Origin of the sequence: Streptomyces sp. NPDC005533, from assembly GCF_042871845.1 — a bacterium.
Lineage (GTDB): Bacteria > Actinomycetota > Actinomycetes > Streptomycetales > Streptomycetaceae > Streptomyces.
In genome coordinates this window covers 49,184-63,527 of the sequence record NZ_JBIAJH010000017.1, presented here as the reverse complement: position 1 = coordinate 63,527, position 14,344 = coordinate 49,184, and the positions used below count along the sequence as shown (strand labels likewise).

At 72.5% G+C, this 14,344-nt stretch carries 15 protein-coding genes and 1 pseudogene; 11 read left to right on the top strand and 5 right to left on the bottom strand.

The genetic code is table 11. The features are described from left to right. The first annotated feature begins 114 nt into the window (after positions 1 to 114). Positions 115 to 1,314: a saccharopine dehydrogenase family protein gene (locus ACFYP3_RS19005; RefSeq protein WP_388833538.1), complete on the top strand. Its 1,200-nt coding sequence runs from the start codon at positions 115 to 117 to the stop codon at positions 1,312 to 1,314. Between the two features lie 22 nt (positions 1,315 to 1,336). Here the strand turns inward: ACFYP3_RS19005 and ACFYP3_RS19000 are convergent, their stop codons facing one another. Then, the gene (locus tag ACFYP3_RS19000; protein WP_388833536.1) at positions 1,337 to 2,017 is read right to left on the bottom strand and encodes an endonuclease V; all 681 of its coding nucleotides are present in this window, start codon (positions 2,015 to 2,017) and stop codon (positions 1,337 to 1,339) included. 26 nt (positions 2,018 to 2,043) lie between these two features. On the opposite strand from ACFYP3_RS19000, the gene ACFYP3_RS18995 reads away from it, so the two are divergent. Continuing rightward, the gene (locus ACFYP3_RS18995) at positions 2,044 to 2,343 is read left to right on the top strand and encodes a YciI family protein (protein ID WP_388833534.1); all 300 of its coding nucleotides are present in this window, start codon (positions 2,044 to 2,046) and stop codon (positions 2,341 to 2,343) included. Positions 2,344 to 2,581: 238 nt separating this feature from the next. On the opposite strand, the gene ACFYP3_RS18990 is transcribed toward ACFYP3_RS18995, so the two are convergent. Further along, a complete protein-coding gene (locus ACFYP3_RS18990; RefSeq protein WP_388833532.1) occupies positions 2,582 to 3,727 on the bottom strand; it encodes a WD40/YVTN/BNR-like repeat-containing protein in 1,146 nt (381 codons plus the stop codon). Between the two features lie 305 nt (positions 3,728 to 4,032). Between ACFYP3_RS18990 and ACFYP3_RS18985 the strand changes: the two genes are divergently transcribed. The 8 genes and pseudogenes from ACFYP3_RS18985 to ACFYP3_RS18950 all read left to right on the top strand — a co-directional run bounded on the left by ACFYP3_RS18985 (position 4,033) and on the right by ACFYP3_RS18950 (position 10,245). Next, complete coding sequence (locus tag ACFYP3_RS18985; protein ID WP_388833529.1) at positions 4,033 to 4,449, top strand: SsgA family sporulation/cell division regulator; 417 nt, start codon at positions 4,033 to 4,035, stop codon at positions 4,447 to 4,449. A 205-nt stretch (positions 4,450 to 4,654) separates the two neighbouring features. Continuing rightward, complete coding sequence (locus ACFYP3_RS18980; RefSeq protein WP_388833527.1) at positions 4,655 to 6,295, top strand: ABC-F family ATP-binding cassette domain-containing protein; 1,641 nt, start codon at positions 4,655 to 4,657, stop codon at positions 6,293 to 6,295. Positions 6,296 to 6,570: 275 nt separating this feature from the next. After that, positions 6,571 to 7,542, top strand: coding sequence for an acyl-ACP desaturase (locus ACFYP3_RS18975; protein WP_388833525.1), 972 nt, complete (start codon positions 6,571 to 6,573; stop codon positions 7,540 to 7,542). A gap of 72 nt (positions 7,543 to 7,614) precedes the next feature. Then, the gene (locus ACFYP3_RS18970; RefSeq protein ID WP_388833523.1) at positions 7,615 to 7,917 is read left to right on the top strand and encodes a hypothetical protein; all 303 of its coding nucleotides are present in this window, start codon (positions 7,615 to 7,617) and stop codon (positions 7,915 to 7,917) included. Then, positions 7,910 to 8,224, top strand: a pseudogene (locus ACFYP3_RS18965) (putative T7SS-secreted protein); the annotation flags it as partial. The gene ACFYP3_RS18970 and the pseudogene ACFYP3_RS18965, both read left to right, overlap by 8 nt. A gap of 187 nt (positions 8,225 to 8,411) precedes the next feature. Continuing rightward, positions 8,412 to 9,044, top strand: a complete 633-nt coding sequence (locus tag ACFYP3_RS18960) for a hypothetical protein (protein WP_388833807.1) — start codon at positions 8,412 to 8,414, stop codon at positions 9,042 to 9,044. Then, positions 9,041 to 9,661: a hypothetical protein gene (locus ACFYP3_RS18955; RefSeq protein ID WP_388833521.1), complete on the top strand. Its 621-nt coding sequence runs from the start codon at positions 9,041 to 9,043 to the stop codon at positions 9,659 to 9,661. The genes ACFYP3_RS18960 and ACFYP3_RS18955 overlap by 4 nt, the downstream gene beginning before the upstream one ends. Next, positions 9,658 to 10,245, top strand: a complete 588-nt coding sequence (locus ACFYP3_RS18950; RefSeq protein WP_388833518.1) for a hypothetical protein — start codon at positions 9,658 to 9,660, stop codon at positions 10,243 to 10,245. Before ACFYP3_RS18955 ends, ACFYP3_RS18950 begins: the two co-directional genes overlap by 4 nt. Here the strand turns inward: ACFYP3_RS18950 and ACFYP3_RS18945 are convergent, their stop codons facing one another. Both ACFYP3_RS18945 and ligD read right to left on the bottom strand, forming a co-directional pair. Further along, complete coding sequence (locus tag ACFYP3_RS18945) at positions 10,246 to 10,491, bottom strand: WhiB family transcriptional regulator (RefSeq protein ID WP_030712993.1); 246 nt, start codon at positions 10,489 to 10,491, stop codon at positions 10,246 to 10,248. Positions 10,492 to 10,635: 144 nt separating this feature from the next. Continuing rightward, the gene (ligD, locus tag ACFYP3_RS18940) at positions 10,636 to 11,655 is read right to left on the bottom strand and encodes a non-homologous end-joining DNA ligase (RefSeq protein WP_388833515.1); all 1,020 of its coding nucleotides are present in this window, start codon (positions 11,653 to 11,655) and stop codon (positions 10,636 to 10,638) included. Positions 11,656 to 11,730: 75 nt separating this feature from the next. Here ligD and ACFYP3_RS18935 point away from each other — a divergent pair, with 75 nt between their 5' ends. Beyond that, complete coding sequence (locus ACFYP3_RS18935) at positions 11,731 to 12,873, top strand: ATP-dependent DNA ligase (protein WP_388833512.1); 1,143 nt, start codon at positions 11,731 to 11,733, stop codon at positions 12,871 to 12,873. Here ACFYP3_RS18935 and ACFYP3_RS18930 read toward each other — a convergent pair. After that, a complete protein-coding gene (locus tag ACFYP3_RS18930) occupies positions 12,762 to 14,285 on the bottom strand; it encodes an NAD(P)/FAD-dependent oxidoreductase (protein WP_388833509.1) in 1,524 nt (507 codons plus the stop codon). The two genes, ACFYP3_RS18935 and ACFYP3_RS18930, sit on opposite strands and share 112 nt — an antisense overlap. Between the last annotated feature and the right edge of the window lie 59 nt (positions 14,286 to 14,344).

Here is a 14,344-nt window from a genome sequence, read left to right as displayed (position 1 = left end):
TGCCCGCGCGGACGGCGGGGCGTCACGCTAGCCTCGGCCACCGGCACGACCGACACGACCCGCCCCACCGACACCGACACACCGACACACCGAACCCACCCGGGAGGAGCGCTCATGAACGCACGGGTCCCGCAGGACCGGCCGGAACGGGCCTACGACGTCGTGCTCTTCGGCGCCACCGGGTTCGTGGGGGCGCTCACCGCCGAGTACCTGGCCGCCCACGCGCCCGCCGGCTGCCGGTGGGCCCTCGCCGGCCGCGACCTCGCGAAGCTGGAGCGGCTGCGCGAGCGGCTGGCCGCGATCGATCCGGCGTGCGCGACGCTGCCGCTGCTGCGGGCGGACGCCGCCGACGCCGGGGCCCTGCGCGAACTGGCCGCGTCCACGCGGGTGCTGGCCACGACCGTGGGACCGTACGTCTGGTACGGGGCCGAGCTCGTGGCCGCCTGTGCCCGCGCGGGCACGGACTACGTGGACCTCACCGGCGAGCCGGAGTTCGTGGACCGGATGTACGTGGAGCACGACGCGCGGGCCCGGGAGACCGGGGCGCGCCTCGTGCACGCCTGCGGCTTCGACTCGATCCCGGCCGACCTCGGGGCGTACTTCACGGTCCGGCAGCTGCCGGAGGGGGTGCCGCTGACGGTCGACGGGTTCGTCCGGTCCAACGCCCTCTTCTCCGGCGGGACCCTGGCCTCCGCGCTGACCGCGCTGTCCCGCGGCCCCCAGACCCTGGCGGCCGCCCGCCGGCGCCGGCTGCACGAGCCGCGGCTGCTCGGGCGGCGGGCCCGCGGGCCGGCGGGCGCGCCGCGGTTCAGCCGGGAGACCGGCACGTGGGCGCTGCCCCTGCCCACCCTCGACCCGCGGATCGTGGCCCGGTCCGCGGCCGCCCTGGAGCGGTACGGCCCGGACTTCCGCTACCGCCACTACGCCTCCGTCAAGCACCTCCCGGTCGCGGTCGGCGGTACGGCGGCGCTGGGCGCGACGGTGGCCCTGGCCCAGGTGCCGCCGGCCCGGCAGTGGCTGATGAACCGCTGGGAGCCCGGCTCCGGACCGGACGCGGAACGCCGCGCGCGCAGCTGGTTCAGCCTGCGCTTCGTGGGCGAGGGCGGCGGCCGCCGGGTGCTCACCGAGGTGTCGGGCGGCGACCCGGGCTACGGGGAGACGGCGAAGATGCTGGCGGAGTCGGCGCTGTGCCTGGCCCACGACGCCCTGCCGGACGCCGCCGGACAGCTGACGACGGCGGTGGCGATGGGCGACGCCCTCCTCGACCGCCTGCAGAAGGCGGGGATCACCTTCCGGGTGGCCGACGCCCGCTGACGCGCGGTGGGGTGCCGGTGCGTCAGGCGGTGGCCTCGCGCAGGGCGCGGCGGCACAGGGAGTCGGCGTGCCGGGTGGTCTCGGGGATCCGGAAGCGGGGGCTCAGGGCCAGGGCGTGTGCGCAGGCGTTGTCCAGCGAGACCCGGTGCCCGACGGAGACGTAGACCGGTTTGATCCCGTCCTGCGTCCGCAGCGCGCGCCCGACCTCGGCCCCGTCGGGCGCGCGCAGCGCGGCGGCGTCGCCCCGCCGGGCGCCCGGCTCCTCATGGGTGAAGGTGAACGGGTTCTTCGCGACGCCGATCGTCGCCAGCCCGGTCACCACGCCCAGGTGGCAGGCGAGGCCGAAGCCGCGCGGGTGGGCGAGGCCGTAGCCGTCGCAGACGACGAGGCCGGGCCCGGTGGTCAGGGCGTCCAGGGCGGCCAGTACGGTCGGCAGCTCGCGGAAGGCCAGCAGCCCGGGCACGTACGGGAAGCTGACGTGCCCGACGGCGGTGGCCTCCTCCACGACCTCCAGGGTGGCGGCGTCGAGCACCACGGCCGCGGCGGCGACCAGGTCGCGCTCGTCGTCGTAGGCCACGTCCACCCCTGTGACCAGCCCGTGGCCCGGTGGCGGGCCGGACTCGGTGAGCACGACCCGATGGCGCAGTTCGTCCTGTATCGCCCGGGCTTCGACCTCGTCGGCGGGAGTCTTCACACTCGTCATGATGGAGTGAGAGTAGCCTGACGATCATGTTCGTCATGGAGCTCACCTACACCGCACCCGTCGAGGCCGTGGAGGAGGAGATGGACGCCCACATCGCCTGGCTGGACGGCCACTACGCCGCGGGCGTCTTCCTCGCGTCGGGCCGCAAGGTCCCCCGGGACGGGGGCGTGATCCTGGCCGGCGGGGTGTCCCGGGCCGAGATCGAGGAGATCGCGGCCGAGGACCCCTTCACGGTGGCGGGCGTCTGTTCCTACCGCATCACCGAGTTCCTCGCCACGAAGACCTCGGCGGACCTGGCCACGGTGCGGGAGAACCCGGTGGTCTAGGCCGTCCCTTCCGGACCTTGCCGGCACGCCGGTGCGACCGGCACCGCACCTGGCCGCGCTGTCGGAGCGCCCCCGTACGTCCAGTACACGGGCGCCCCTCCGCCTTGCCATGCACGGCACCAGCCACCGCGGGCAAGGCCGACAAGATCCGAAAGAGACGACCTAGGCCGTCCCTTCCGGACCTCGCCGGCACGCCGGTGCGACCGGTGGAGGGTCCGCCCGGCGCAGGACGCGCCGGTCAGCGGCGCTCCAGCCGTGCCACCCGGCCCTTCTCCCCCGCCGCCCAGCACCCGGTGTCCGCCGCGCAGTCGACCGTGTCGAAGGAGCCCGGCTCCAGCGCCCGCCAGCTGCGGCCGCCGTCCGTGGTCACGTCCGTGCCCGTCGGTCCCACCGCGAGGGCCGTCCCGCGGGCGTACGGGAACCACGCCGCGCCCGAGCGGTACGCCGACGGCGGGGTCGCCGCCTGCCGCCAGCTGCGTCCCCCGTCGGAGGAGACGGCCGCGGCCTGCGGGGAGGCCTGCCCGGTGCGGTAGTCGCCGCCTACCGCGAGGCCCGTCGTACGGTCGCGGAAGGCGAGGGCGAAGACCCCGCGTGCCGGGTCGCCGGCCGGGACGGTGGATTCGGTGACCCGCCAGTGCAGGCCGCGGTCGGCGGAGTGCAGGACCCGCGCGCTCGCCCCGCCGCCGGTGGCCAGCCAGACGTCGCGCGGGCCCGCGCTGACCAGGCACTGGCCGCTCGCGGCGAAGCCCGCCTCGCCCGGCAACGCGTCGGGCATGCCCGAGGCGGGCAGGACCCGCCAGTTCCGCCCGCCGTCGTCCGTGGACAGGATCCGGAACCGTCCGTCCACCGGATCGCTCATCGCCAGTCCGTACCGGGCGTCGAAGAAGGTCAGGCAGTCGTAGAAGGCGCGCGGGTCGGGGTTGCGGAAGGTCTCGGTCCAGGTCGCGCCGCCGTCCTCGGTGCGCCACACCCGGGAGGCCTCGCCCTCCCCGATGGACAGGGCCACCGCGCGCCGCGCGTCGAAGGCCTCGATGTCGCGCAGCTCCAGGCCCTGCGCGACCGCGTCGGGCGGCGACACGTCCTGCCAGCTGCGGCCGCCGTCCACGGTGCGCAGCACGGTGCCCTGCGAGCCGGCCACCCAGGCCGTGCTGCGGCTGACCGCAGCGAGCCCCCGGAAGCGTGCGGTCTTCCCGGTCTCCTTCAACTCCCAGCCGGCGCCCCGTAAGTCCTGCGCCACCGCGGCCCCGGCGGACGGTTGGGACCGTTCGGACGGTTCCCCGGACAGGCTCGCCGGGGCCGTCCCGGCCCGGGCGGGGGCGGCCGGCGCCCCCACCGCCACCAGGGCTGCCGCGAACAGGCCCGCTCCCACATGCAGAAGTCTCATGGCGCCGGAAGCTAACGCACCCCCGTTTCGCCGTCCAGAGTGCCTCCCCGGCCGTGCTTTGGGCCTGTGGAGTGAGCGGTAACCAGCCCTTCTGCGGCCCGTCCGGGTCCTGCGGGAACCACCGGCCGTCCTTCGGGCTGCTTCCCTCTGGCGGTCACTCTGTGCGATCACACAGTTGGGTTCCGGCCAATCGGTGACACAGCTCACGCAACGACCCATGCACGGATTTGCCGATTCCGGCGTCTATCGGGTTGCCGGGCTCCACCCCAAAGTCCGGCAGCAGATCCGCCGCAAGGGAGTGAGCCTTGATCACTGTCATCGAGCAGGCCGCACAGGCCCGTCTGGTCGCCACCGCGCCGAAGGTCGATACGGTTCCCGTCACCCTCTGCTACGACCGTGCGGATCCGTTCGCCGTGCGGATGGCCTTCCCCGCCCCGGCGACGCTGGAGGGGATCGAGGTGTCGTGGACCTTCTCGCGGGAGCTGCTGGAGTCCGGGCTGGACCGCCCGTCGGGCCGTGGCGACGTACGGGTGCGCCCGTACGACGGTGACCGGACGACGATCGAGTTCCACGCGGCGGAGGGCGTCGCGATCGTGCTGATGCTGACGGCCGAGCTGCACCGCTTCCTGGAGCGGGCGGCGACCGTGGTGCCGCCGGGCCTGGAGCACCTCTACCTCGACATGGACCACAGCCTGGCCGAGCTGATGCGCGACACCTGCTGAACCGGGCCCGCCGGTTATTCGATTGCGGGCGGCTCCGGCCGCCCGTAGCTTCGTTGACGACCCATTGCCGTCGAAACGGAGTAGGACGTTGCTCTTCTGAGGTCCGAGACACCGACCACCGACCACCGTGACCCCCGTCGTCACCGGCTGAGCGTCGGCTGTCTCCCCGCGTTGCACGCACCACTCACGCAACCTGGAGGCCTCCATGAGCCACGCCCCTGCATTCATCACCTGCTCCGCCCTGTCCTTCGACTGGCCCGACGGCACTCCCGTCTTCGACGGTTTCCAGCTCGCCGTCGGCCCCGGCCGCACCGGTCTGATCGGCCTGAACGGCTGCGGGAAGTCCACCCTGCTGAAGCTGATCGCCGGTGAACTGACCCCGTCCGGCGGGCAGTCGTCCGTCTCCGGCTCGGTCGGCTACCTCCCCCAGACGGTCACCCTCGACACCGCGCTGCGCGTGGACGAGGCCCTCGGCATCCGCGCCGCCCGCACCGCCCTCCACGCCATCGAGGCGGGCGAGGCCACCGAGGCGAACTTCACCGCTGTCGGCGACGACTGGGACGTGGAGGAGCGGGCCCTGGCCGCGCTCGACCAGCTCGGTCTCGCCGGGATCGGCCTGGACCGCACCGTCGGCGAGCTCTCGGGCGGCGAGTCCGTGCTGCTGCGGCTGGCTGCCCTGCTGCTCGCGCGCCCCGACGTCCTGCTGCTGGACGAGCCCACCAACAACCTGGACCTGCGGGCCCGGGGCCGGCTGTACGCGGCGGTCGAGTCGTGGTCCGGGGTGATGCTCGTGGTCAGCCACGACCGGGAGCTGCTGGAGCGGGTCGACCAGATCGCCGACCTGCGCGACGGCGAAGTCCGCTGGTACGGAGGGAACTTCACGGACTACGAGGAGATGCTCGCCGCCGAACAGGACGCGGCCGAGCGGATGGTCCGCGTCGCGGAGGGCGACGTACAGCGGCAGAAGCGCGAACTGGCCGACGCACAGGTCAAATTGGCGCGCCGCAAGCGGTACGGCCAGAAGATGTACGAGAACAAGCGCGAGCCGAAGATCGTGATGGGCGCGCGCAAACGGGCGGCGCAGGAGTCGGCCGGCAAGCACCGGATCATGCACACCGAGAAGCTGGCGCAGGCGAAGGAGCGGCTGGACCAGGCGGTGGAGGCGGTGCGCGACGACGACGAGATCCGCATCAAGCTGCCCGCCACGCAGGTCCCGCCGGGCCGCCGCGTGCTGACCCTGAGCGATCTGCGGCTGGTCCACGGGGCCCGCGTACCGGGCGAGTGGGAGCTGCGGGGGCCGGAGCGGATCGCCCTGGTGGGCCGCAACGGCTCGGGCAAGACCACGCTGCTGCGCACGGTCGCGGGGCAGCTCGCGCCCGAGTCCGGGGAGGTGGTGACGCATGTGACCACGCGGTTCCTGCCCCAGCGGCTGGACGTGCTCGACGAGAGCCGGTCGGTCGTGGAGAACGTGGCGCGCTTCGCCCCGCAGGCCACGAACAACCTGGTCCGGGCACGGCTCGCGCACTTCCTCTTCCGGGGCGCCCGGGCGGACCGGCCGGCCGGCACCCTGTCGGGCGGCGAGCGGTTCCGGGCGGCGCTGGCGGCGCTGCTGCTGGCGGAGCCGGCCCCGCAGCTGCTCATGCTCGACGAGCCGACGAACAACCTCGACCTGGCGAGCGTGCGGCAGCTGACCGGGGCGCTGGAGTCCTACGAGGGCGCCTTGGTGGTCGCGAGCCACGACGTGCCGTTCCTGGAGTCGATCGGCATCACCCGGTGGCTGCTGATGGACGGGGAGCTGCGGCCGACCACGGCCGAGGAGGTCCGGGAGACCCTCTGGCACGGGTGAGCGAGCCCGTTTCGCCGCCGCCCGCGGACGCCCCGCGCCGCGGGCGGCGGCGAAGCGGAACCCGTTCCGGGCGTCAAAAGTAAAAATTTCGATCCACCTGACGGCGTGATTTTGCCCCTTCCGGGGCCTCTCGCACCCCCCGTAAACTGCACAGATAACTGGATGTAACTGGACATACACCTGCCCGGGGGTTGGCTGGCCTTGATGTCGCGCTTAACCTACGACTCCGTAGGCTACGGAACCGTAGGTAATTCGCTTTGCACCCAGGAGTACCCGTGACGATCACCTCTCCCCACCTCGGCAGCTCGGAGGCGTGGACCGACGCCAAGCTGCTGTTCGCGCTGGAAGAAGTGGTCGAAAAGGAGCTCAACCGCCATCTGAAGGTCACCAAGGACTGGATGCCCCACGAGTACGTCCCGTGGAGCGACGGCCGGAACTTCCCGGGCTTCTTCGAGGACGGCGAGGCCTGGGACCCGCAGCAGTCCAAGGTCACCGACATCGGCAAGATCGCGCTGGTCGTGAACCTGCTGACCGAGGACAACCTCCCCAGCTACCACCACGAGATCGCCACCCTCTTCGGGCGCAACGGCGCCTGGGGCACCTGGGTGCACCGCTGGACGGCCGAGGAGGGCCGCCACGGCATCGTGATGCGCGACTACCTGCTGGCCTCGCGCGCCGTGGACCCGGACAAGCTGGAAGCGTTCCGCATGCAGCACATGTCGGAGGGGTTCGAGTCCGACAACCGCCACTCCATGCTGCACTCGGTGGCGTACGTGGCCTTCCAGGAGCTCGCCACCCGCATCTCGCACCGCAACACCGGCCACCAGTCCGGTGACCCGGTCTGCGACCGGATGCTGGCGCGCATCGCGCAGGACGAGAACCTGCACATGGTCTTCTACCGCAACCTGCTGGGCGCGGCCTTCGAGCTCGCCCCGGACCTCACCATGGAGGCCGTGCGGGACGTCGTGGTCAACTTCCGGATGCCCGGACACGGCATGCCCGGCTTCGAGCGCATGGCCGCGCAGATGGCGATCGGCGGGGTCTACAACCTGCGGATCCACCACGACGACGTGCTGAGCCCCGTAATCCGCTTCCTGAAGATCATGGACATCGACGGCCTCGGCCCCGAGGGCCAAAAGGCCCAGGAGGAGCTCGGCCTGTTCATGAACGGCCTGGACAGCGAGGCCCGCAAGTTCGACGAGCGCCTGGCCGCCCGCGCGGCGCGCATCGCGGCCCGCAAGGGCTGACCTGTTTCCGCTCGCTCGGCCGAGTGACGCCGATTGCCCTGGCAGAGCCGTGCTCTGCCAGGGTTTCGCGTCATGACCTCGCTCCAGGTGGACATCGACCAGCTGACCCGTCTGACGCGCGCCCTGGACTCCTCCCTGGTCTCCCTGCGGGAGGCACGGCGCGCGCTGGACCACGTACGGGCCGACCAACTGGGCACGGCCGACCTCGACGCGGCGTGCGACGGCTTCCAGGAACGCTGGGCCCACGGCACGCGGGAGCTCACCCGCCGCGTCAAGACCGTACGGGAGGGCGTGGACCGCAGCGCCGCGCAGTACGCGGAGCTGGAGGAGGCCGTCCGCGCGGCCTTCCGCCGGGTGGCGGCCTCGCATGGCTGACCACGCGGCCCTGGGCTTCGACCCGGCGCCCGGCGATCCGACCGCGGTCCTGGCCCTGACGAAGAAGCTCGGGGCGTCGGCGCAGTCCCTCGGGGAGGCCTCGCGGGTCGTGCAGGACCTCGTGTCCCACAGCGCGCAGTGGCAGGGCGAGGCCGCGACCGCCTTCCGCGCCTCCCTCTCGCAGGAACTCCCCCGCTACCTGGGCGCGGCGCACACCTCCCTCGCGGAGGCCGCCCGCCGGCTCGCCGGCTGGCACGACACCCTGGTCGCGCACCGCGCGCTGGCCGCCCGGTACGAGGCCCAGGCGGCCGCGGCCAAGACGGAGCAGGCCCTCTCCGACACGCCGCCTGGCCCGCGAACTCGCCGCCGAACACGCGGCGGCGGCCAGCCGCGTCGCCCGCACCCTGAACGCGGCGACGGACCGCCTGGCCCCGCAGGAACCGGGCCTCCTGGCCTCGCTCTGGCACAAGATCACAGAAGACCCGGGCGACGCCTTGTCGAACGCGTCGGCGATCCTGGGCGCGATCGGTGCGGGCGTGGCACTGTTCTGCCCGCCCGCGGGGCTGGCGGTGATGCTGGTCGCGGGCGGCCTGTCCCTGGCGGCCCTGACCGTGCACCTGGCAGACCCGAAGTTCCGCAAACCGCTGGTGGACGGAGCCACGAAGGGTGAGTTCGACGCGGACTTCTGGAAGAGCGGCGTGACCCTCCTGGGCGACGCCGCCGGCACGGTCCCGGGCGTGGCCGCGGTCGCCTCGGGCGCCAAGGCCGGCACCCTGGCCGCCCGCGCGGCCATGACCGCCGCCCCCGAAGCCAGCGCCCTGACGGGCCTCAGCGCCGGCACCTCCTCCTTCCGCAGCACGACATGGTCAACAGGCCTCGCCATCCAGGAGGTCGACAACCCGCTCACCACATGGGCATTGCGAAGCACCACGAATCGAACTGTGAGGAACTCTGTGAACATGGCCGGGCCCACAGCGGGACTGGGGACAGCCCTCCTCGACTACGGGCCGGAAAACGACACGATCGAGCACGCCTCGACTGCAACCGACGGCGCGCGTGCAGCGTTGGACGACGGCCCTTCAGCCTTCGCGAAGTCGAAGCGCGCCTGGTCCGTGATCAGGCCATGAGCACCGCCCAGAGCTCACCACCAGTTTGGTTCCGGCTCCCCCCTGGCTTTCACGATGTCTCGCCGGGCGACCGCGAGGCGTTGGACGACGTCGCTCGCGCGCTGGGCAGCTCGAGCGCTCAGCAGCAGCTTTCAGAACTGTTGGACCTATTGGACGGCCTCGCTGGACACCATGTCGTGCACACTGCGCTCGGATTGCACCCAGAGGACGCGTTCAGCGTGTGCACCTCGTTCTTCTCCTTGGCCGTCCGAACTGCTGAACACGCCGATCTTCGAGTGAGCGTGGCACGAACAGCCCTCGCCATCGCCGCATCCGACTTGTGGAACAACGCGGAGCGCCGCCCTGTCGAGCTGTCCTCCTCGCTCCCCGGCTATTTGGTCGCGGGAACCATCACTCTCCCGGGCACTGATCAACACCTGTTTCAAGCCAGAGCGATCACGGCTCATGCAGATGGACAGCACGTCCTGGTCCTCGACCTGACCAGCGCGGCCACCCATCATGCCGACGCGTACACCGCCATCATCGAGGCCATCACCCACACCGTCAGCTTCGCTGATCCCCATCCCGGTCCCGCTGAGGCGCCACGGACTTCTCGCATTCTGGAGGTCCTTCTGTGAAGCTGCTGCGCACGCAGGTCGCATGGGACCACCCGCCGACGGTCGTCGGGTACAAGCGGCTTGTCCGCCGCCGGGCCATCTGGCTTGGTAGCCTGGGCGCGCCGTACCTGCTCGCTGCGGCAAGCCTTATCGTCGGGGTCCTCGGCCAGGCTGCGGGCGTCTTCCTCCTCGTCACAGTCGCCTGTATTCCTTGGCTCCCCTGGGTTGCCATCGCCTACTTCAGGCGCCGGCGCGTGCAAGCCGTCCTCCAGGCATATCCGTGGTCCGATCTGACCTGTGGCCACATCCCCTACGTGACCGGAAGCCCCGCGACTTTGGACATCCGGTTCCGGGAGGACCTTACGGCCACGTTCCGGATCATCCCGTTCCCCGTCGCGCTCGCCGCGCTGGAGGGCGATCATCCGGACCGGATCTGGTTCGCGGGGGATCCTCGGTTCGGGGGGGTCGTGTCGCCCGTCGGGGGGCACTACCCCGTGCGGGTCGTGCCGCATGTGCCGCGCCGCGAGGAGTGCGGTGGCGAGGGGTTCGACCTCGCCCGCCGGGTGGGGCTGGTCCGCGCGAGCGGTAAGGGTACGCGGACCTGATCAGCGGCGGGGGCGGAGGGCTAGGCGCTCGGCTTCCGAGAGGCCGCCCCAGACGCCGAAGCGCTCGTCATTGGCCAGGGCGTACTCCAGGCACGCCGCCCGCCCCTCGCACGCCCCGCACAGCCGCTTCGCGTCGCGCAGCGACGAGCCCGGTTCCGGGAAGAAGAAGCCCGGGCCCGTCTGGGCGCACAGGGCGAGTTCGTACCAGGCGGTGTCAGTGGCTGCTTCAGTGGTGTTCATCGACATGCCGCAGATACTGACCGCCACGGATGGACGTCCGATCAACGCCTGATCAACACCGCGGCGGATCGTGCCGGAGCGGACGACGGACATCGCCTCCGTGGCGGGGGTGCTCGACGCGGCGGCGCGGTCGGCCGGCGGGCGTGGGTGTCAGTCCTCGTGCTTGGCGCGGCTGGGTTGGACGCGTTTGGGTTCGCCCGGCATCTTCGGGTAGTCCGGGGGGTACGGCATGTCGCCGAGGCCGTGCTGGTGTTCGTCGCGGGCCGCGAGTTCCAGTACGGGGTCCAGGGCGAAGGCGTGCTCGTCCATGTCCGCGTGCAGGTCGCCCAGTTCGGCGAAGCGGGCCGGCATCGTCAGGATGTCGAAGTCGCGGGGCTCCGCGTCGTCGATCTCGTCCCAGCGCAGCGGTGCCGAGACCGGGGCGTGCGGGCGGGGGCGGACGGAGTAGGCGGAGGCGATCGTGCGGTCGCGGGCCGTCTGGTTGTAGTCGACGAAGATCCGCTCGCCGCGTTCCTCCTTCCACCAGGCCGTCGTGACCTTGCCTGGCATCCGGCGTTCCAGTTCCCGGCCGAGGGCGATGGCGCACCGGCGGACGTCGGTGAAGGTCCAGCGCGGGGCGATCGGCACGAAGACGTGCAGCCCGCGCCCGCCCGAGGTCTTGGGCCAGCCGCGCAGGCCCAGCTCCTCCAGCAGGGCGCGCAGCTCGTGGGCGGCCGCCACCGCGTGGTGGTAGTCGGTGCCCGGCTGCGGGTCCAGGTCGATGCGCAGTTCGTCGGGGCGGTCGGTGTCCTCGCGGCGTACCGGCCAGGGGTGGAAGGTGAGGCAGCCCAGGTTGGCGGCCCACAGGACGGCGGCCGGCTCGGTCGGGCAGATCTCGTCGGCGGAGCGACCGCTCGGGAAGGAGATGTGGGCGGTCGGGATCCAGTCGGGAAGGTTCTTCGGCGCCCTCTTCTGGAAGAAGGACTCGCCCTCCACCCCGTCCGGGAAGCGTTCCAGGGTCGTCGGCCGGTCGCGCAGGGCGCGCGTGATGCCGTCCGCGACCGCCAGGTAGTACTCGGCCACGTGCCGCTTGGTGAGGCCGCGTTCCGGGAAGTACACCTTGTCCGGGTTGGACAGCCGTACCGTCCGCCCGCCCGCGTCCAGCTCGATCGCATTACCGGCAGCACCCATGTGCGCCACGGTAGGCGGGCCCGCTCGTGCGCGCATACCGGGCGCGGCCAGACGTACCACCGCAGAATCGAGAGCATGGATCTGCCAGTGATGCCGCCCGTGAAACCGATGCTCGCCAAGTCCGTGGCGAAGATCCCGCCCGGCATGCAGTACGAGGCCAAGTGGGACGGCTTCCGGGCCATCGTCCATCGCGACGGCGATGAGATCGAACTCGGCAGCCGCACCGGCAAGACCCTGACCAGGTACTTTCCCGAGCTGGCGGAGGCGCTGAAGGCCAATCTGCCGGACCGCTGCGTCGTGGACGGCGAGATCGTGATCGTTCACGGCGGGCGGCTCGACTTCGACCGGCTGACCGAGCGGATCCATCCCGCGCAGTCCCGTGTCGCCCTGCTGGCCGAGACCACCCCCGCCAGCTTCGTCGCCTTCGACCTGCTCGCGCTCGACGACGAGTCGCTCCTCGACACGCCGCTCACCGACCGCCGTGCCGCACTGGTCCGGTCACTCTCCACCGCTCGGCCCCCCGTCCATCTCGCGCCCGCGACCACCGACGCCGCGCTGGCGCAGGAGTGGTTCGAGCGGTTCGAGGGCGCCGGGCTCGACGGGGTGATCGCCAAACCGCTCGATCTCCCCTACCGGCCCGATGCCCGCCTCATGTACAAGATCAAGCACGAACGTACCGCCGACGTCGTCGTCGCGGGTTTCCGTTTCCACAAGAGCGGTCCGATTGTCGGATCGCTGCTCCTCGGCCTGTACGACGCCCACGGCACCCTCCAGCACGTGGGCGTCTGCGCGGCCTTCCCCATGAAGCGCCGCGCCGAGCTGGTGGCGGAACTCGAACCCCTGCGGATGCCCGATCCGGCCGGACATCCGTGGGCCGCCTGGGCGGAGGAGGAGGCCCACGAGAGCGCGCGGCTGCCGGGCGCGCAGAGCCGCTGGACCGGCAAGAAGGACCTGTCCTGGGTGCCGCTGCGCCCCGAGCGGGTCGTCGAGGTGAGGTACGACCACATGGAGGGCGACCGCTTCCGGCACACCGCGCAGTTCCACCGCTGGCGGCCGGACCGGACCCCGGAGAGCTGCACCTACGCCCAGTTGGAGGAGGTCGTCGGCTACGACCTCGCCGACGTGCTCGGCCCGTCCGCCGGCACCGCAGGCACCGCAGGCACCGCAGGCACCGCTGGATCCACCGATTCCACCGGTTCTGCCGACTCCGGCGGCTGAGCGGCCCCGCCCGCCCCCTCCGTCAGCTTCTCCCACTCCGCCCGGTCCGGCCCCGCCTCGTGCGGGGCGTAGTCCGGCCGCGCCGCCAGCCAGCGCGCCACCCGGCCCTTGACCTCCGGATCCGCGTACGCCCGCTCCGGCGGCTCGGCCAGGTGCCGCACCCTCGCCCGCGCCCGCATCACCTCCGGGTCCTCCAGCGCGCAGTCGAACAGCGCGGCCACCTCGCGCGCCGTCCCCGTCCGCCCCACCCGGGTCGCGAAGCGCTCCCCGATGGCCGCGTCGGCGACCACCTGGAAGTCGAACCACGGCTTCAGCGTCCGCACCGCCCAGTCGTGGTGATCGACGGCGAACCGGGCCGATCCCGGGTCCCGGTGCGCCGTACGGGCCACCCGGCGCGCGGCCCACAGCGCGAGCGAGGTGCCCTGCCCCAGCGTCGGATTGGTGTGCGTGATCGAGTCGCCGACCGGCACCAGCCCGGTCGCCACCGGGCCGTGCTCGTCGACCAGCGCGCTCCACCGGTTGTCCAGGCTCGCCGTGGCCCGTACGTCCGACAGCGGCTCGGCCCCGAGGGCCAGCCAGGCCGCGCCGGGCGGGAAGGCACGGGCCGCCCGCTCGAAGACGGCCGGATCGCGCAGCGCCGAGCGGGTGGTGTCCGAGGTGTGCACGAACAGCGTCACCGCGAACACCCGGTTGTCGGCCGGGAACACCGCACACCCGGCGAAGGCGCCGCCGGTCACCGCCCAGGGCCGGCGCGGCCCCTCGTCCCTGCCCTCGGGCAGCCGGTACCAGCGGCAGAAGTACGCGAGCCCCGTGCGGTGCCGTTCCACGACGGGCGGCCGGCAGCCCGCCTCGGCCAGCCTGCGCTCGACTCCCCCGCGCCGCCCGCCCGCGTCCACCACGAGGTCTCCCTCGTAAGTCCCCGCCTCGGTGGTCACTCCCGTCACCTGCATCCCGGAGTTCTCGGCCGGCCCCGGGGCGGTGGTGAGGCCGGCGACCGCCTCCCCGTACCGGACGACGACGCCCGCCTCCGCGCGCAGGGCCGTCGTCAGCGCGCTCTCCAACACGATGCGCCGCGCCTGGAGCATGACGAGGTCCTCGTCACCCGCGCGAGCGGGGGGCCGCTCCTCGAACCAGTCCAGCTCGTGCCGCTCGCGCGCACCGAGTCTGAGCATCTCCGCGTAGACGTCGGGCAGTTCGTCGCGCAGGACGGTGCGGGCGGCCCCGAGCAGCGCGTGCGGCTGGGCGGCCTGCGGTACGGTCGGCCGACGCCAGCCGAAGAAGTCGCGGTCGAGGGCGGTGCCCGGAGCGCGCGTATCGCGCTCGAACAGCTCCGCCGTGTGGCCGTGCCGCGCCGCGAGCAGGGCCGTGGCCAGCCCTCCGACTCCTCCGCCGATGACCAGTACATGTGTCATGGAGCGTCCCCCCGAACCATTGGGCCGTCGACCGTCGGACCGTACGACGATCACACCGT